Annotated in this window: 19 protein-coding genes; 14 read left to right on the top strand and 5 right to left on the bottom strand. The window is 63.0% G+C overall.

Annotated features, from left to right (window positions below):
* The first annotated feature begins 2 nt into the window (after nt 1-2).
* The 5 genes from E8E75_RS23075 to E8E75_RS23055 all read left to right on the top strand — a co-directional run bounded on the left by E8E75_RS23075 (nt 3) and on the right by E8E75_RS23055 (nt 5,516).
* Nucleotides 3-776 (top strand): DUF1835 domain-containing protein, encoded by a 774-nt coding sequence (locus tag E8E75_RS23075; RefSeq protein ID WP_120653790.1) that lies wholly within the window; start codon nt 3-5, stop codon nt 774-776.
* A gap of 178 nt (nt 777-954) precedes the next feature.
* Nucleotides 955-2,013 carry a PA0069 family radical SAM protein gene (locus E8E75_RS23070; RefSeq protein ID WP_153919352.1) on the top strand — a complete coding sequence of 353 codons (1,059 nt, stop codon included), beginning with the start codon at nt 955-957 and terminating at the stop codon, nt 2,011-2,013.
* Between the two features lie 110 nt (nt 2,014-2,123).
* Nucleotides 2,124-2,831 (top strand): carbonic anhydrase, encoded by a 708-nt coding sequence (locus E8E75_RS23065; RefSeq protein ID WP_120655314.1) that lies wholly within the window; start codon nt 2,124-2,126, stop codon nt 2,829-2,831.
* 324 nt (nt 2,832-3,155) lie between these two features.
* Nucleotides 3,156-3,887: a carbonic anhydrase gene (locus E8E75_RS23060; RefSeq protein ID WP_153919355.1), complete on the top strand. Its 732-nt coding sequence runs from the start codon at nt 3,156-3,158 to the stop codon at nt 3,885-3,887.
* Between the two features lie 111 nt (nt 3,888-3,998).
* Nucleotides 3,999-5,516, top strand: coding sequence for a SulP family inorganic anion transporter (locus E8E75_RS23055; protein WP_153919357.1), 1,518 nt, complete (start codon nt 3,999-4,001; stop codon nt 5,514-5,516).
* Between the two features lie 15 nt (nt 5,517-5,531).
* Here the strand turns inward: E8E75_RS23055 and E8E75_RS23050 are convergent, their stop codons facing one another.
* On the bottom strand, nt 5,532-6,191 hold the full coding sequence (locus tag E8E75_RS23050; protein ID WP_120653786.1) for a hypothetical protein: 660 nt from the start codon (nt 6,189-6,191) through the stop codon (nt 5,532-5,534).
* A 384-nt stretch (nt 6,192-6,575) separates the two neighbouring features.
* Between E8E75_RS23050 and coxB the strand changes: the two genes are divergently transcribed.
* Genes coxB through E8E75_RS23030 form a run of 4 tightly spaced genes read left to right on the top strand, consistent with a single transcriptional unit; the run spans nt 6,576 to nt 10,788 of the window.
* Nucleotides 6,576-7,703 (top strand): cytochrome c oxidase subunit II, encoded by a 1,128-nt coding sequence (coxB, locus tag E8E75_RS23045; protein ID WP_178123487.1) that lies wholly within the window; start codon nt 6,576-6,578, stop codon nt 7,701-7,703.
* Nucleotides 7,704-7,732: 29 nt separating this feature from the next.
* Nucleotides 7,733-9,322, top strand: a complete 1,590-nt coding sequence (gene ctaD / locus E8E75_RS23040) for a cytochrome c oxidase subunit I (protein WP_120655313.1) — start codon at nt 7,733-7,735, stop codon at nt 9,320-9,322.
* Nucleotide 9,323: 1 nt separating this feature from the next.
* Nucleotides 9,324-9,875 (top strand): cytochrome c oxidase assembly protein, encoded by a 552-nt coding sequence (locus E8E75_RS23035; protein ID WP_120653784.1) that lies wholly within the window; start codon nt 9,324-9,326, stop codon nt 9,873-9,875.
* A gap of 25 nt (nt 9,876-9,900) precedes the next feature.
* The gene (locus E8E75_RS23030) at nt 9,901-10,788 is read left to right on the top strand and encodes a cytochrome c oxidase subunit 3 (RefSeq protein ID WP_120653783.1); all 888 of its coding nucleotides are present in this window, start codon (nt 9,901-9,903) and stop codon (nt 10,786-10,788) included.
* A 41-nt stretch (nt 10,789-10,829) separates the two neighbouring features.
* Here E8E75_RS23030 and E8E75_RS23025 read toward each other — a convergent pair whose 3' ends face one another.
* Nucleotides 10,830-11,033, bottom strand: coding sequence for a twin transmembrane helix small protein (locus tag E8E75_RS23025; protein ID WP_120653782.1), 204 nt, complete (start codon nt 11,031-11,033; stop codon nt 10,830-10,832).
* A 69-nt stretch (nt 11,034-11,102) separates the two neighbouring features.
* Between E8E75_RS23025 and E8E75_RS23020 the strand changes: the two genes are divergently transcribed.
* From E8E75_RS23020 to E8E75_RS23000, 5 genes are read left to right on the top strand one after another with little or no spacing between them, the layout of a single operon-like run.
* On the top strand, nt 11,103-11,831 hold the full coding sequence (locus E8E75_RS23020) for an SURF1 family protein (RefSeq protein ID WP_120653781.1): 729 nt from the start codon (nt 11,103-11,105) through the stop codon (nt 11,829-11,831).
* Nucleotides 11,806-12,387: a hypothetical protein gene (locus tag E8E75_RS23015; protein WP_153919364.1), complete on the top strand. Its 582-nt coding sequence runs from the start codon at nt 11,806-11,808 to the stop codon at nt 12,385-12,387. The genes E8E75_RS23020 and E8E75_RS23015 overlap by 26 nt, the downstream gene beginning before the upstream one ends.
* 37 nt (nt 12,388-12,424) lie before the next feature.
* Entirely contained in the window at nt 12,425-13,510 is a 1,086-nt protein-coding gene (locus E8E75_RS23010; protein WP_280359821.1) for a COX15/CtaA family protein, read from the top strand.
* Between the two features lie 12 nt (nt 13,511-13,522).
* Nucleotides 13,523-14,428 carry a heme o synthase gene (gene cyoE, locus E8E75_RS23005; protein ID WP_120653778.1) on the top strand — a complete coding sequence of 302 codons (906 nt, stop codon included), beginning with the start codon at nt 13,523-13,525 and terminating at the stop codon, nt 14,426-14,428.
* Nucleotides 14,425-15,060, top strand: coding sequence for an SCO family protein (locus E8E75_RS23000; protein WP_120653777.1), 636 nt, complete (start codon nt 14,425-14,427; stop codon nt 15,058-15,060). The genes cyoE and E8E75_RS23000 overlap by 4 nt, the downstream gene beginning before the upstream one ends.
* Nucleotides 15,061-15,187: 127 nt before the next feature.
* Here the strand turns inward: E8E75_RS23000 and E8E75_RS22995 are convergent, their stop codons facing one another.
* From E8E75_RS22995 to E8E75_RS22985, 3 genes are read right to left on the bottom strand one after another with little or no spacing between them, the layout of a single operon-like run.
* Nucleotides 15,188-15,964: a MetQ/NlpA family ABC transporter substrate-binding protein gene (locus E8E75_RS22995; protein ID WP_120653776.1), complete on the bottom strand. Its 777-nt coding sequence runs from the start codon at nt 15,962-15,964 to the stop codon at nt 15,188-15,190.
* A 54-nt stretch (nt 15,965-16,018) separates the two neighbouring features.
* On the bottom strand, nt 16,019-16,684 hold the full coding sequence (locus E8E75_RS22990) for a methionine ABC transporter permease (protein ID WP_120653775.1): 666 nt from the start codon (nt 16,682-16,684) through the stop codon (nt 16,019-16,021).
* Complete coding sequence (locus E8E75_RS22985) at nt 16,684-17,691, bottom strand: methionine ABC transporter ATP-binding protein (protein WP_280359817.1); 1,008 nt, start codon at nt 17,689-17,691, stop codon at nt 16,684-16,686. The genes E8E75_RS22990 and E8E75_RS22985 overlap by 1 nt, the downstream gene beginning before the upstream one ends.
* Between the last annotated feature and the right edge of the window lie 106 nt (nt 17,692-17,797).

Below are 17,797 nucleotides of genomic sequence, written 5' to 3'. Positions count from 1 at the left end.
GCATGTGGCATCTGGTTTGTGGCGATGTGGCGGCGGTGGGCGTTACCCAAGTGCTGGGTGAGGACGCCGCGAAGGGCGTGCGCGTCCTGCGTGACGACCTGGCGGTGGGGCCGCTGGTCGATGTCGAGCAGCCACCTTGCTCCGCTCGCGCCGGGTTCTGGCTGGACGTCTGGCCCAGCGCGGTAACGCCACGGCCGGACTTCGGTCCGGACCTCAGCGCCGATGCAAGCTGGCTCGCCGGTCTTGCCCGGCAGGATCAGGCAGTCACCGTCTGGCATGGTGACAGCTGCTCGGAGCAACTCCTGCTGGCGCGCGTGGCGGCTGCCCTGGTGCAAAGCGAGTTGCCGCTTTGGGAAGTGTCTTGTGGCACTGGCGACAGCAGCGTTCGCATGCGTCGCGCTGTAGGCATGATCGAACCTGCCGCCCTGGGTGCCTATCACCTGCCGAAAAGGGTCGAGGCCGGGCGCAAGGCGCAGCTCGCCGCGCAATGGCGCGCCGCCATGGCGGCCAACGCCGATATTCGCCGCTGGCGTGATGGCGAATTCCACGGCGATGACCACCGTGCGGTGGATGCCATCCTGCTTGCCGCTTGTACCCCAGAATGGCAACCGTTGCCACGGGTGATGGCCGAAGTCATGGCTGGCAATGACGGCTTTTTCGCCACCGACTTCTTCTCCTTCTGGCGCGCCCGCGAGCTGGCCGCCCGGGGCCGCATCGAACTGGGCGGGACTGCCGGCCAGCACGGCTACGGCGGACTCAGCGTCCGCCTCGGGTAGGTTGGCACTGAGCGCGGCGAAGCCAACGCCCAGGTATCGGCCTCGCACGCTGGGTCACGCGTAACTCGGCCCAACCTGCACAAGTACTCCGTTTGATTCGCCATCCGGCAGAATTCTGGTTAGTTGTGGGAAAAAGCTGCATATACTGTATGAATATACAGTTTGCGGAGTTCTTTCCATGCCAGCGCCCCTTCCTCCCCGTGGCCGTGGTACCGCCAGCAACCCTTTCAATCGCTTCGCTCCGACCACCTCGGTGGTAATGGATGACGGCTGGTTCCAGGAAGTACCGCCCAGCCGCGCCACCGAGGTAAGGCTGGAAACCGCGAAGAGCATCATCACCCGCAACCAGTCGCCGGACCTGCCGTTCGACCGTTCGGTGAATCCCTATCGCGGCTGTGAGCACGGCTGCATCTACTGCTATGCCCGACCCAGCCATGCTTATTGGGACATGTCGCCGGGGCTGGATTTCGAGACCCGGCTGATCGCCAAGACCAACGCCATTGCCCTGCTCGAACAACAGCTCTCCAAACCCGGTTACCAGTGCGCCCCGATCAACCTCGGCTCCAACACCGACCCTTATCAGCCCATCGAGCGGGAACATCGCCTCACCCGCCAGACCCTCGAAGTGCTGCTGCGCTATCGCCACCCGGTGACCATCGTCACCAAGGGTTCGCTGGTGCTGCGCGACCTCGACCTGCTAACCGAGTTGGCGGAACAGAACCTGGTGGCGGTGATGATCAGCCTGACCACCCTCGATGACGAACTGAAACGCACCCTGGAGCCCCGCGCTGCAGCTCCGTCGGCACGCCTGAGGGCGATCCGTGTGCTCGGCGAGAACCGCATTCCGGTGGGTGTGCTTTGCTCGCCGATGATCCCGATGATCAACGACATGGAGCTGGAGAGCCTGCTGGAAGCGGCGCGCGACGCCGGAGCGAGGCAAGCGAACTACATGCTGCTGCGCCTACCCAGGGAGGTGGGTCCACTTTTCGAGGAGTGGCTGGAAGCGCACTACCCGCAGCGTGCGGCTCATGTGATGAGCATCATCCGCCAGTGCCGCGGCGGAGAAATCTACGACAGCCGTTTCGGACACCGCTTCAAGGGCGAGGGCCCGTTCGCGGAACTGCTGGCCCAGCGTTTCGCCGTGGCCATTCGCAAGCTTGGACTCAATCGCCGGCGCGACTATGAACTGGATTGTTCGCGCTTCTGTCCGCCCGGTGGACAAATGTCGTTACTTTGAGGTGTGACTCGGCGGGTGGTAACAACAGTCCTGTAGGAATTCAAATGCCGGCAATCAGTAGATAATGAGCGGCATAAAAGACAATTCCTACGATGACCGAGGTTGGCAGCATGAGCAACGAGCACGACAAGCTGGGCAGTGAAAGTGCCGAAGAGGCCCTGCGGAACATAGTCGAGGGCTTCCAGCGGTTCCGCGATGAAGTCTTCCCGCAACAGGAAGAGCTGTTCAAGAAGCTCGCGCATGAACAGAAACCGCGCGCCATGTTCATCACCTGCGCCGACTCGCGCATCGTCCCCGAACTGATTACCCAGAGTTCCCCGGGCGACCTCTTCGTCACCCGTAACGTCGGCAACGTGGTTCCGCCATATGGGCAGATGAACGGTGGTGTCTCCACCGCGATCGAGTTCGCGGTGATGGCTCTTGGCGTTCATCACATCATCATCTGCGGCCACTCCGACTGCGGCGCCATGAAGGCGGTGCTGGACCCGCAGACCCTGGAACGCATGCCTACCGTAAAAGCCTGGCTGCGCCATGCCGAGGTGGCGAAGATCGTGGTGCAGGAAAACTGCGGCTGCGCCAACCACGAGACCCTGGAAGTGCTCACCGAAGAGAACGTGGTGGCCCAACTCGACCACCTGCGCACCCACCCCTCGGTGGCGGCGCGCCTGGCCAGCGGCCAGTTGTTCATCCACGGTTGGGTCTATGACATCGAGACGTCGGTGATCAAGGCATACGACGCCGAGCAGGGCCGCTTCCGCCCCATCGGCGACGGTCCGCTGCCGATGGCCACGCCGCGGCCGCGCTACCTGGCGGAGTGATGAAAAAGGGGCTGCTGATGCAGCCCTTTTTTGCGGCGCCTTTGTTTTTTTCCGGCCCGTCCGCAGCCTTCTGGTGAATGAATCCGCTCCTGCCGGATCGCGCCGGGGGTGAGCAGTCACTGTCACGAAAACTGTGGCAACCGGCCACTACCCGTTCGTCTGGAATGCCCGTTCCAGAGCCTCTCGTTCAGTTTCGATTAAGTTTTTTCCGCTAGGGTCGAATGCGCTGTGACCGGCTGGTCACATGGCATTCTGCCGTTATTCGGCAGGTCATCCGGGCCTGTGGCCCGTGCGGAGCAACAAGCTGAACCCTAAGGAGGAACCATGACCCATACGACAAGCACGATCACGCCAGGCGCCCGCGCATCCAGCGAAGCCGAGGGCGCCGAAGCTGCGCTCGGTGCACTGGTCGACGGCTTCATGCGCTTTCGCAGCGATGTCTTTCCCCAACAGCAAGCGCTGTTTCGGAAGCTCGCCCACCAGCAGAACCCGAGGGCAATGTTCATCACCTGCGCCGACTCGCGCATTGTTCCTGAGCTGATCACCCAGAGTTCGCCCGGCGACCTCTTCGTCACCCGCAATGTCGGTAACGTCGTGCCGCCCTATGGCCAAATGAATGGCGGCGTTTCCACGGCCATCGAGTATGCGGTTATGGCCCTGGGCGTACAGCACATCATCGTCTGCGGCCATTCCGACTGCGGGGCGATGAAAGCGGTACTGAACCCGCAGGCACTGGAGCGTATGCCCACGGTCAAGGCGTGGCTGCGTCACGCCGAGGTGGCTCGCACGATGCTGGCTGAGAGCTGCAATTGCCAGGTCCATGAGCAATTGCCGGTACTGACCGAAGAAAACGTGGTGGCCCAACTCGATCATCTGCGCACCCATCCCTCGGTAGCGGCACGCGTAGCCAGCGGTCAGCTGTTCATCCATGGCTGGGTCTACGACATCGAGCATTGCGCTATTCGCGCCTATGACGCCGTGCTCGGTCGGTTCCGGCCGCTGGACGACAGCACTCCCCCCATCGCGACGCCCAAGGCTCGCTACCAGACCTGGTGAAACAGGCTCCGCCAGAGAGCCGATCACACCCTTCCTTCTGCCTGCCCGATGCCGCGCATTCCGCCCGGTGTCGAGTTCACTCATGCGCCGAAACTGCAGGAGAAACGCGCGATGAACCTTGCGTCACTAAAAACCTCTCTGCCACGGGATGCCCTCGCGTCCTTCGTGGTCTTTCTGGTCGCCCTGCCCCTGTGCATGGGTATCGCCATCGCTTCCGGCATGCATCCGGCCAAGGGGCTGGTCACTGGCATCGTCGGTGGTTTGCTGGTGGGTTGGCTGGCGGGCTCGCCGCTCCAGGTCAGTGGCCCGGCAGCCGGGCTGGCCGTACTGGTCTTCGAGCTGGTGCGCAGCCATGGCATTGCGATGCTTGGGCCAATCCTGCTGCTGGCCGGACTGTTCCAGTTGGTGGCCGGAAGCCTGCGGCTGGGCTGCTGGTTTCGTGTCACTGCGCCAGCGGTGGTCTACGGCATGCTCGCCGGTATCGGCGTGCTAATCGTGTTGTCTCAGCTTCACGTGATGTTCGATGCCAAACCCATGGCGTCGGGGCTGGAAAATCTGCTGGCCTTCCCCGCGACCTTGGGTGAAGCCCTGCCCGGCCTGGGGAGCGGAGACGGGTTGGCCGCTGCTTTGCTCGGTCTCGGCACCATTGTTTCTATCCTGCTTTGGGAGAAGCTGCGTCCGCAGGGACTGCGCTTCCTGCCCGGTGCATTGGTGGGCGTGGCCTTCGCGACCCTGACCAGCTTGTGGCTGGGACTGGAAGTGCGTCGTGTGGAGGTGCCCGCGACGCTGTCGGACGCCATCGACTGGGTGCAGCCAGTCGACCTGATGCGCCTGGCCGAACCATCGTTGCTGCTGGCTGCACTCGTGTTGGCCTTCATCGCCAGTGCCGAAACCCTGTTGTCCGCTGCCGCGGTTGATCGCATGCACAACGGCCCACGCTCCAACCTCGATCGCGAGCTGTCGGCCCAGGGCATCGGCAACATGATATGTGGTGCGTTGGGTGCCCTGCCCATGACAGGTGTGATCGTGCGCAGCTCAGCCAACGTCCAGGCCGGCGCCCGCACTCGTCTGTCCACGGTGCTGCATGGCGTCTGGTTGCTGGCCTTTGTCGCATTGCTGCCAATAGTGCTGCAAAGCATCCCGGTGGCGGCACTTGCGGCGGTGCTGGTGCACACTGGTTTCAAGCTGGTAGATCTGAAGGCGGTGCGAAATCTCGGCCACTATGGCCGCATGCCGATGTTCATCCATGGCGCCACAGCGATCGGCATCGTCGCGGTCGATCTTCTCAGCGGCGTGCTGCTGGGCTTTGCCCTGACGTTGACGAAGCTGGCGTGGAAGGCCTCGCGCCTTAAGATCAGCCTGGTCCAGGGCGAGCCCGGCCATGCCGAGCTGCGCCTGGTGGGGGCGGCCACTTTTCTCAAGGTGCCACGTCTGTCCCATGTGCTGGAGAGTGTCAGTCCGACGACGCGGCTGCACGTTCCGATGGAGCATCTGAGCTACATCGATCACGCGTGCATGGAGTTGCTGGAAGATTGGGGACGCGCTGCGCGTCAGCAGGGAGGTGCCCTGCTGATCGAACAGCGCGCGCTCAACAGACGGCTCGAAGGTCGTCTGGCCCGGGTGGGGTAATGCTCTAGTTGCGGCTCAACCTGTCGCGCGCTGGCCTGGGTTGAGTTCCAGGCCGACGCCCAGTTGCTCGGACATGCACGGCCAGCGTTTCCACGCTTCTTCCACCTTGGGGTCGTGCAGCTGCTGGCGATAGGCCTGGGCCGAGGGTTGGCTGAACACGTCCTCATCCAGCAGGCCGTCCACGGCGTGATGTACGGCTTCGTCCAACTGGTTGGCAAAGGGTTCGCCGATCAATTGGTGGGCGATCAGGTTGGCCACCGTGGTGTCCAGCGGGATCAGTGGCTGGCCGAAGTGGACGATGTAGCGGTCGTTGACTTCCTCCACCAGGCGATGGGCCAGGTAGGCCTCGTCGAGCAGGCCTTCCAGGCCATCGTGGCCGGCCATCAGGGCGGGTGGTTGCAGGAAGAACTGTTCGGCGACCTTGAGTACCGGCTTGATGCGGGACTCGATGCCGGCTTCGCGGGCGACAGTGGCGGCGGCGTCCAGCACGTCCGGAACCTGCTCCACATAGGCAGCGATGAAGCGGGTGAGCACGCCTTGGGCGTCTTCTGCCGGCAGGCGAATGGCGGGGTGAAGGCTGGCAATCTGGGTTTCGAGGATCTGGCTGAGTTGCGTTGAGGCAGCTTCGTTCTCAAGGGCGCGCTGGATGACTTCGCGCAGTGCGGCGGTGTTCATGACTGCTCCTGAAAAGGACATGGCGGTTCGATGGATTGCGAGGTGAAGCAGAGACCTTAGCTCGCCCTGAGGAACTGCTAAGACCGGATTGTCATAATCGCTTCACAGTTATTCGGGCGCGCTATAAAAGCACTTTGCCATCCACTGGTGGCCCGCGCCAGCCGTGGCGTTTAGGACAAGGCTTACGCGCCTTCAGCCATTTTCTGCGGCGCGTTGCGCAGCCGAAGTCCCTGTCTATACTCCGACTCGAAAGGCATTACCTGATGGAACCCGACTGTGCACCTGCGTGCCGAGGTCGGCGGTCCGAGTGCGGTAGTCCGGACAGCCGTCCCCAAGCCGTTGGCCCAGCCGGCGGGATAACAAGAACGAGAAGGGGAACCCGCAATGATGCGACATCCACGAGTCTGGATGGGACTCCTGCTGCTGTCTGTTCTCAGCCAGGCGGAGGCTGCCTGGACAGTCAACATGGCGCCCGGTGCTACCGAGGTCAGCCGCACCGTTTTCGATCTGCACATGACCATCTTCTGGATCTGCGTCGTTATCGGCGTATTGGTCTTCGGTGCCATGTTCTGGTCGATGATCATCCACCGCCGTTCCACCGGCCAGCAGCCGGCGCATTTCCACGAGAGCACAACGGTGGAAATCCTCTGGACCGTCGTGCCCTTCGTCATCCTCGTGCTGATGGCGGTGCCGGCGACCAAGACCCTGATCGACATCTACGACACCTCCGAGTCGGGACTGGATGTGCAGGTCACGGGTTACCAGTGGAAGTGGCACTACAAGTACCTGGGCCAGGACGTGGAGTTCTTCAGCAACCTGGCCACGCCCGCTGAGCAGATCAATAACAAGGCGCCGAAGGACGAGCACTACCTGCTGGAAGTCGACCAGCCCCTGGTGGTGCCCGTTGGCACCAAGGTGCGCTTCCTGATCACCGCCGCCGACGTGATCCACTCCTGGTGGGTGCCGGCGCTGGCGGTGAAGAAAGATGCGATCCCCGGCTTCGTCAACGAATCCTGGACCCGCATCGAGAAACCGGGCATCTACCGTGGCCAGTGCACGGAGTTGTGCGGCAAGGACCACGGCTTCATGCCCATCGTGGTCGAGGCCAAGTCCCAGGAGGACTTCGCCAAGTGGCTGGCCGCGCGCAAGGAAGAGACCGCCAAGCTCAAGGAGCTGACCGACAAGGAATGGACCCTGGACGAACTGGTTGCGCGAGGCGACAAGGTCTACCACACGACCTGTGCCGCCTGTCACCAGCCTGAAGGTCAGGGCATGCCGCCCATGTTCCCGGCGCTGAAGGGCTCGAAGATCGCCACCGGGCCGAAGGAAGACCACCTGAACATCGTCTTCCACGGCAAGCCGGGTACCTCCATGGCCGCCTTCGGCAAGCAGCTCTCCGAAGTCGATATCGCCGCCGTCATCACTTACGAGCGCAACGCCTGGGGCAACAACAAGGGCGACATGGTGACGCCCAAGGAAGTGCTGGCTCTGAAACAGGCGGAAAGCCAATGAAGAAGACACCGGCCTATATGGAGACTGACATGAGTGCAGTGATCGACCACGATCATGCCGGGCATGATCACCACCACGGTCCGGCCAAGGGCCTGATGCGCTGGGTGCTGACCACCAACCACAAGGACATCGGCACGATGTACCTGTGGTTCAGCTTCGCCGCGTTCCTGCTGGGCGGCTCGATGGCGATGGTGATTCGCGCCGAGCTGTTCCAGCCCGGCCTGCAGATCGTGCAGCCGGAGTTCTTCAACCAGATGACCACCATGCACGGCCTAATCATGGTGTTTGGCGCCGTGATGCCGGCCTTCGTCGGCCTGGCCAACTGGATGATCCCGCTGATGATCGGCGCGCCGGACATGGCGCTGCCGCGGATGAACAACTTCAGCTTCTGGCTGCTGCCGGCTGCCTTCGGCCTGCTGGTCAGCACGTTGTTCTCCGCCGGCGGAGGGCCCAACTTCGGCTGGACCTTCTACGCGCCGTTATCCACGACCTACGCGCCGGAAAGCGTCACCTTCTTCATCTTCGCCATCCACCTGATGGGCATCAGTTCGATCATGGGGGCGATCAACGTGATCGCCACCATCCTCAACCTCCGTGCTCCCGGCATGACCCTGATGAAGATGCCGCTGTTCGTCTGGACCTGGCTGATCACCGCCTTCCTGCTGATCGCAGTGATGCCGGTACTGGCCGGTTGCGTGACCATGATGCTGATGGACATCCACTTCGGCACCAGCTTCTTCAGTGCCGCTGGCGGTGGTGATCCGGTTCTGTTCCAGCATGTGTTCTGGTTCTTCGGCCACCCCGAGGTGTACATCATGATCCTGCCCGCCTTCGGCGCGGTCAGCGCGATCATCCCGGCCTTCAGCCGCAAGCCGCTGTTCGGCTACACCTCGATGGTCTACGCCACCGCATCCATCGCCTTCCTGTCCTTCATCGTCTGGGCACACCACATGTTCACCGTGGGCATCCCGCTGACCGGTGAGCTGTTCTTCATGTTCGCCACCATGCTGATCGCCGTGCCCACCGGGGTGAAGGTGTTCAACTGGGTGAGCACCATGTGGGAAGGCTCGCTGACCTTCGAGACGCCCATGCTGTTCGCCGTGGCATTCGTCATCCTGTTCACCATCGGTGGCTTCTCCGGGTTGATGCTGGCCATTGCCCCGGCAGACTTCCAGTACCACGACACCTACTTCGTGGTGGCCCACTTCCACTACGTTCTGGTGCCTGGCGCCATCTTCGGCATCTTCGCCTCGGCCTACTACTGGCTGCCGAAATGGACTGGCCATATGTACGACGAGACCCTCGGCAAGCTGCACTTCTGGCTGAGCTTCGTCGGCATGAACATGGCGTTCTTCCCGATGCACTTCGTAGGGCTGGCAGGCATGCCGCGGCGGATTCCGGACTACAACCTGCAGTTCGCCGACTTCAACATGATCTCGTCCATCGGCGCCTTCAGCTTCGGCGCGACCCAGTTCCTCTTCCTGTTCATCGTCATCAAGTGCATCCGTGGCGGCAAGAAAGCCCCGGCCAAGCCCTGGGATGGCGCCGAGGGGCTGGAGTGGACGGTGCCTTCGCCGGCGCCTTACCACACCTTCACCACGCCACCGGAAGTGAAGTGAAATGAACGGGGAATTGAGCACTCGCCGCCTGATCCAGCGCCTTTTGGTGCTGGTGGTGGCGATGTTCGGCTTCGGTTTTGCCCTGGTGCCGATCTACGACGTGATGTGCCAGGCCTTCGGCATCAATGGCAAGACCACGGGCTCGGCCTACGAGGGAGCGCAGTCCGAGGACCAGCAACGTCAGGTGCGGGTGCAGTTCCTCGCCACCAACGCGGCAGGGATGAGCTGGGAATTTCGCCCCAGGGCGGATGACCTGGTGGTGCATCCGGGCGCGAGCAACGAGATGCTGTTCGTCGCCTACAACCCGACCGACAAGCCAATGACCGCCCAGGCGATTCCCAGCGTGGCGCCGTCCAAGGCGGCGGCCTTCTTCCACAAGACCGAATGCTTCTGCTTCACCCAGCAGGTCCTGCAGCCCGGCGAGCGCATCGAGATGCCGGTGCGCTTCATCGTCGACCGTGACCTGCCGGCCGATGTACATCACCTGACACTCGCTTACACGCTGTTCGATATCACCGCCCGCAAGCCACCAGTCGCCAGGAATGACGGCTGACGGGCCGATAAGGAGAACAACAACGATGGCTAGTCACGAGCAGTATTACGTCCCGGCCCAGAGCAAATGGCCGATCATTGCCACTATCGGCCTGCTGACAACGGTCTACGGCCTGGGCACCTGGTTCAACGACCTCAAGGCGGCGCGACCGGACTCCAACGGGCCGATCGTCTTCTTCGTCGGCGGCCTTATCCTGGCCTACATGCTGTTTGGTTGGTTCGGCAATGTGATCCGCGAAAGTCGCGGCGGCTTGTATAGCCCGCAGATGGATCGCTCCTTCCGCTGGGGCATGAGCTGGTTCATCTTCTCCGAGGTGATGTTCTTCGCCGCGTTCTTCGGTGCCCTCTTCTATATCCGCCACTTCGCCGGTCCCTGGCTCGGCGGTGAGGGTGCCAAGGGCGTCGCCAACATGCTGTGGCCAAACTTCGAGTACACCTGGCCGCTGCTGAACAACCCGGATTCCAAGCTGTTCCCTCCACCCAAGGCGGTGATCGACCCGTGGCACCTGCCGCTGATCAACACCCTCCTGCTGGTGACCTCCAGCTTCACCGTGACCTTTGCCCACCACGCGCTGCGCAAGAACAAGCGCGGTCCGCTCAAGCTGTGGCTGGCGGTGACCATCCTGCTGGGGCTGACCTTCCTGGGCTTCCAGGCCGAGGAGTACATCCACGCCTACAAGGAACTGGGGCTGACTCTCGGCTCGGGTATCTACGGCGCGACCTTCTTCATGCTCACCGGCTTCCACGGTGCCCACGTGACCATGGGCGCGTTGATCCTGACGGTGATGCTGGTGCGCATCCTGCGTGGCCACTTCGACGCCGAGCACCACTTCGGCTTCGAAGCGGCGGCCTGGTACTGGCACTTCGTGGACGTGGTGTGGATCGGACTGTTTACCTTCGTCTACGTACTTTGAAGATGTTGTGACGGCGGTGGCCAGAGGTGGGGACCTCTGGCTTACCAGGTGACATGGGAAACGAACTGGCCGCTGTAGAAACCCCAGGCAATGAGTGCCAGGGTCAGGGCGGTCAGAACTACACGAACCGTTAGCGCATTGACCACGCGGGAGCTGCGGCCTTCGTCCTTGACCAGGAAGAAAAGGCCGCTGAACAGGCTGACCACTGTGGCAAGCAACATGAGGACGATCGCAGCCTTGAGCATGCGTGACTCCGGGGGAAGGGGGATGTTGTGCAGTATAGCCAGCCCTGTTCAGCGTCACGGACGACGCCCATGAGTGCATTCCGGCCCGGCTTGGTGCCTACCCTGGTGGTACTCGCGCTGTTGCCGGTGCTGATCGGCCTGGGCTTCTGGCAGCTGTCCCGTGCAGAGGAAAAACGCCAGCTGCTGGCTGCCGCCGAGGCCCGCCGTATCTCCGCCCCGCTCGCCTTAGATGACTTCCTCACCAGTGCCAACCCCGCCTACCTGCGGGTGCGCCTACACGGGCATTTCGATGCTGCGCACAGCCTGCTGCTGGACAGCCGCATCCGGGATGGCAAGGCTGGGGTTGAGCTGCTGCAACCCTTCCAGGACGACTCGAGCGGCCGTTGGCTGCTGGTCAACCGTGGCTGGCTGCCCTGGCCTGATCGCCGCGTCGCGCCCATCTTCAGCACCCCTGATGGCGTTCAGCAACTGACAGCCTGGGCCTACGTGCCGCCGGGCGTAGCGTTCGAACTCAAACACCTTGAAGCGAGCGGCTGGCCGCAACTGGTCAGCCAAGTGGATGCCGTCGCCCTCTGGCAGAGCCTGGGCCGCAATGGCGTGCCTCTTGAGCTGCGCCTGGAGGAAGGCCCGGCGGCGTACCGCACCGACTGGCCCGTGGTCGCCATGGGACCGGAAAAACACCTCGGCTACGCCGTGCAATGGTTCGCCCTGGCGACCGCTCTGCTCGGCCTGTTCATTTACTTCGGATTGCGCAAAGGACGGGAAAACAACAATGAACCCAGTACTCGCCATGCCTGAGAACGCACCGCCACGGCGCCGTGGTCGCATCCAGCTGCTGCTGATCCTGATGGTGGTGATCGGTCCGATGCTGCTGGCCACGGCCATGTACAAATTCAGCTTCTGGGTGCCTGAGGGGCGCAGTTATCACGGCACACTCATTGGCAATGGCCAGACCATCGCCGACCTGGGTGTGCGGGACGCGATGCCAGAGCAAATCTGGCAACTGCTGGTCACCGCCCCGGTAGGTTGCGAGCAGGATTGCCAGCAAATGGTGTTCGTCGCGCGGCAGATCCACATCGGTCTGGGGCGTGATGCCTCTCGTGCCAGTCATGCCGTGGCCGTTACCGGGATGCCGGCCGACTACGCCGAAAAACTCAAACAGGAATATCCACGCCTCAAGCGCTATGGCCTGGAACCGGCCACCTACAGCAAGGCCACCGAGAACCTCGGTGGTGCCCAGTTGTGGATCGTCGACCCCCACGGCAATCTCGTCCTGCGTTACGACGGCACCACCAAAGGCAAGAAGATCCTCAACGACCTGCGTCACCTGCTGAAGCTTTCCAATATCGGTTGAACGACCCCTTTCTCCGGAAAGGTGAGGAGCGGCTGCTGTGGACAAGTACAAGAACCGGCCCGGATTTCACTTCGCCTTGTTCGCCACCCTGCTGGCGGTAGTGGTGGTGCTATTGGGCGCCTATACCCGCCTGACTCACGCCGGCCTCGGCTGCCCGGACTGGCCGGGCTGCTATGGCTTCATCAGCGTGCCGCAGTCCGAGGCCCAACTGGCCCACGCCGAAGCCAACTTCCCCAACGCACCCGTGGAAGCGGATAAAGGCTGGAACGAGATGGTCCACCGCTACTTCGCCGGAACCCTCGGCCTGGTGATCCTTGGCCTGGCTATCCATGCCGTGAGCTTGCGCGGCCGTGACGGTCAGCCGCTGAAGCTACCGCTGCTGCTGGTGGTTGTGGTCGTCGCCCAGGCCGCGTTCGGCATGTGGACGGTGACTCTGCAACTCTGGCCGCAGGTGGTCACTGCGCACCTGTTGGGAGGATTCACCACGCTGTCCCTGCTGCTGCTGCTTTCCTTGCGCCTGTCCAATGCCTTCCCTGCCCTGGCGCTGCCTGCTCGGCTGCGACGCTGGGCGGCATTGGGGCTGGCACTGGTGATCGGGCAGATCGCTTTGGGCGGCTGGGTCAGTTCCAACTATGCGGCGGTTGCCTGCGTCGACCTGCCCACCTGCCATGGGCAGTGGTGGCCGGCGATGGACTTCGCCAACGGCTTCCACCTGACCCAGCACATCGGCCCCAACTACCTGGGCGGCCAGCTCGACAGTGACGCCCGCACCGCCATCCACATGACTCACCGCCTTGGTGCGCTGGTCGTGACCCTCGTGCTGCTGGGCGTTGCCTGGCAACTTCATCGCAACGGACTGTCGCGACTGGCCGGACTGCTGCTGGCGGCACTCTGCCTGCAGGTGGGGCTGGGCATCAGCAACGTGGTCTTCCACCTCCCGCTCCCGGTGGCGGTCGCCCACAACGGCGGCGGCGCGTTGCTGCTGCTGGTGCTGGTTTCGGTCAACTACCGGGTGCGCGCTTCAGCACTTCTTGTAGGAGCGAGCTCTGCTCGCGATCGCGGGATTGCCGGGGATTCGCGAGCAGAGCTCGCTCCTACGGCGATCACTTCGCACAGTAAATAAGGAGAACACGCCATGGCCACTCTGCTCAGCCAAGGACACAGCCAGGCCCGTGCCAGCTGGCGCGACTACCTGGAACTGACCAAACCCAAGGTGGTGGTGCTGATGCTCATCACTTCCCTGGTCGGCATGTTCCTCGCCACCCGCGCCGGTGTGCCCTGGACAGTGCTGCTGTTCGGCAACCTCGGCATCGGCCTGTGTGCCGGTGCGGCGGCGGCGGTCAACCATGTGGTGGACCGACGCATCGACTCGATCATGGCGCGCACGCTGAAGCGGCCCGTGGTCAACGGTCGCGTCTCGCCGACTGCGGCATTGGGATTCGCCTTCGTCCTGGCGGTGCTCGGCCAGGCTCTGCTGCTGGCCTTCACCAACGAGCTGACCGCCTGGCTGACCCTGGCTTCACTGGTGGGTTACGCGGTGCTCTATACCGGATTTCTCAAGCGCGCCACGCCGCAGAACATCGTCATCGGCGGCCTGGCCGGCGCTGCACCACCACTGCTCGGCTGGGTCGCCGTGACCGGCCATCTCACCGCAGAGCCGCTACTGTTGGTACTGATCATCTTCGCCTGGACCCCACCGCACTTCTGGGCGCTCGCCATTCATCGCAAAGAGGAATACGCCAAGGCCGATATCCCGATGCTGCCGGTGACCCACGGTGAGCACTACACCAAGGTGCACATCCTGCTCTATACGCTGGTGATGTTCGCGGTGAGCCTGCTGCCCTATGCCATCCACATGAGCGGCGTGCTCTATCTGGTTTGCGCGGTGGCCCTGGGTGCGCGCTTCCTGCAATGGGCCTGGGTGCTGTACCGTGACAGCCGACCGCACGCCGCGATCAAGACCTTCAAGTACTCTATCGCCTACCTCTTCCTGCTGTTCATCGCCCTGCTGGTGGACCACTACCTGATGCTGAACCTATGACCCGAATCCAGAAAACCGTCTTCGTCCTCGTCGCCCTGGTTGCCGTGGTGCTCGGCCTCACCGTGCACAAGGTCCTGACCAGCCAGGCTCAGGCCGACCCGACCAAGTTGCTCGATGCCGGCATCGTCCTGCTGCCGCAGAGCCGCACCCTGCCGGCGCTGGAAATGACCAACCAGGACGGTGAAAAGATGCGCGTCGACCAGTTCAAGGACAAGTGGAGCCTGGTGTTCTTCGGCTACACCTTCTGCCCGGACATCTGCCCCACCACGCTGGCGCAGATGCGCGAACTCAAGGGCCTGCTGCCGGAGGCGGCGCGCAACAACCTGCAGATCATCCTCGTCAGCGTCGACCCAAGCCGCGACACGCCGCAACAGCTCAAGCAGTACCTGGGCTACTTTGACCCGGCCTTCATTGGCCTGACCGCCGACCTGCCGACCCTGCAGAAACTCTCCAATGCGGTAAGCATCCCCTTCATCCCGGCTGACACCAGCAAGGAAAACTACACCGTGGACCACAGCGGCAACCTGGTGGTCCTGGGCCCTGACGGTACCCAGCGCGGCTTCATCCGCTCGCCGCTGAACAACCAGAAGCTCAAGGAGCAACTGCCGGGGCTGGTGACGCCGAAGGGCTGAGCTCAGGGCCGCTTCGCAGCCCTTGGCGAATGAATTCGCCCCTACAGGTGGCGCTGCCCTCCGATACCTCGACACCCACAAAAAAGCCCGCTCAATCGAGCGGGCTTTTTCATTCAGCGCGAAGTGATCAGAACGCCGGCACTACGGCGCCCTTGTACTTCTCCTCGATGAACTTCTTCACCTCGGGGCTGTTCAGGGCCTTGGCCAGTTTCTGCATGTCGGCGCTGGCCTTGTTGTCCTCGCGGGCAACCAGAATGTTCACGTAGGGCGAGTCGCTGCCTTCGATCACCAAGGCGTCCTTGGTGGGGTTCAGCTTGGCTTCCAGCGCGTAGTTGGTGTTGATCAGCGCCAGGTCCACCTGGTTCAGCACGCGCGGCAGGGTGGCGGCTTCCAGTTCACGCACCTTGATGCCCTTCGGATTCTCGACGATGTCCTTCGGGGTGGCGGTGATGCTGGTGTTGTCCTTCAACTTGATCACGCCGGCCTTGTCCAGCAGCAGCAGGGCGCGGCCGCCGTTGGTGGCGTCGTTGGGGATGACCACCTGGGCGCCTTCCGGCAGTTCGGCCAGGGACTTCACCTTGCTGGAATAAGCGCCGAAGGGCTCGACGTGCACGCCAACCACGGATACCAGCTTCACCTTGGTCTGACGGGCCTTGTTGAACTCATCCAGGTAGGGCTGGTGCTGGAAGAAGTTGGCGTCGAGGCGGCCTTCGGCAACCTGCACGTTGGGCTGCACGTAGTCGGTGAAGACCTTCACCTGCAGGTCCACGCCTTCCTTCGCCAGCTGCGGCTTGATGAACTCGAGGATTTCCGCATGAGGCACCGGGGTAGCGGCGACTTTCAGCGTGTCGGCCTGGGCGGAGAGGGCGGTCAGTGCGGCGAAGGCCACCAGCAATTTCTTCATGAACGGCTCCTTTTGGGAAGTCATCGGGCCGGCGCGGATGGCGCCGGCACCAGGTCATTTACGGGAAAAATGCACCACCAGCTTGTCGCCGACGGTTTGCAGGATCTGTACGAGCACCAGCAGCAGGACCACGGTGACCACCATCACGTCGGTCTGGAAGCGCTGGTAGCCGAAGCGGATGGCCAGGTCGCCGAGGCCACCCGCGCCCACCACACCCGCCATGGCGGTGTAGGACACCAGCGTGATGGCGGTGACCGTGATGGCGGCGAAGATGCCCGGCCGCGCTTCCGGCAGCAGGGCGTTCCAGATGATCTGGCGCGTGGTGGCGCCCATGGCCTGGGTGGCTTCGAGAATGCCGCGGTCCACCTCGCGCAAGGCAGTTTCCACCAGGCGTGCGAAGAACGGCGTGGCACCCACCACCAGCGGTGGAATGGCACCGGCGACACCCAGGGAGGTGCCAGTGATGAACACGGTGAACGGGATCATCACGATCAGCAGGATGATGAAGGGCAGTGAGCGCAGCACGTTCACCAGAAGCGACAGCAGACCGTAGATGGTCTTCTGCTCGAACAGCTGGCGCGGGCCGGTAAGGAACAGCAGCACGCCCAGCGGCAGGCCCAGCAGCACGGTGAACAGCAGCGAGCCACCCAGCATCAGGAAGGTGTCGAGGGTGGCGAGCCAGATTTCGTACCAGTCGATATTGGCGAGCAAGGCTTCCATCAGCGCAGGATCTCCAGGTGCACGTCCGCCGCGCGGAAGCAGCCAAGCGCGGCGTCGATGTCGCCGCCGGTCAGGGCCAGGGTCAGTTGGCCGTAGGGGGTGTCCTTGATACGGTCGATGCGGCCGGCAAGGATGCTGTAGTCGACGCCGGTCTGGCGCGCGACGGTGCCCAGCAGCGGGGCGTAGGTAGCTTCGCCACGGAAGGTCAGGCGCAGGATGCGGCCGCTGACGTGGGTGAAGTCGTCACGCTGCTCGCCTTCGTCGACCTGCTCATCTTCCAGCACGAAGCGCTGGGTGGTGGTGTGTTGGGGATGCAGGAACACATCGGCTACCGTGCCCTGCTCGACGATCACGCCGCCGTCCATTACTGCCACGCGGTCGCACACCCGGCGGATCACATCCATCTCGTGGGTGATGAGGACGATGGTGAGCTTCAGTTCGCGGTTGATCTCGGCAAGCAGTTGCAGCACCGAGGCCGTGGTCTGCGGGTCGAGGGCACTGGTGGCCTCGTCGCAGAGCAGGATTTTCGGCTGCGTAGCCAGGGCTCGGGCAATGCCCACGCGCTGCTTCTGGCCGCCAGAGAGTTGCGCCGGGTACTTGCGGGCGTGGTCACTGAGGCCCACGCGGGCCAGCAGTTCGGCGACGCGTCGATCGATCTCGGTGCGCGACAGCTCGCCTGCCAGCTTCAGGGGCAAGGCGACGTTCTCGGCGACGGTCTTGGACGACAGCAGGTTGAAGTGCTGGAAGATCATTCCGACGCGCTGGCGGAAGCGGCGCAGGCCTTCGCTGTCCAGGGCGGTAATGTCGTCGCCGTCGATGACGATGCGACCGCCGGTGGGCTCTTCAAGGCGGTTGATCAGGCGCAGCAGGGTGCTCTTGCCGGCACCCGAATGGCCGATCAGGCCGAATACTTCGCCGCTCTGAATGGCGAGGTCGGTCGGCTGCAGGGCCGGGATTTCGCGGCCTTCAACGCGGTACGCCTTGTGGACGTTATGGAATTCGATCACTGCGGAAACCTTGTGGGTTCGTCGTTAGCCGGATCGGCTAAAAACCGGCAAGTTTACCTGCTGGCACATAGGCACAGAAAATCTTTCTGGACCTAAGGCTATAGCA

This window comes from Pseudomonas sp. BN606, from assembly GCF_029873115.1.
GTDB lineage: Bacteria > Pseudomonadota > Gammaproteobacteria > Pseudomonadales > Pseudomonadaceae > Metapseudomonas.
Note: the sequence above shows the minus strand (reverse complement) of the source record. Positions and strands in the feature narration are given on the sequence as shown.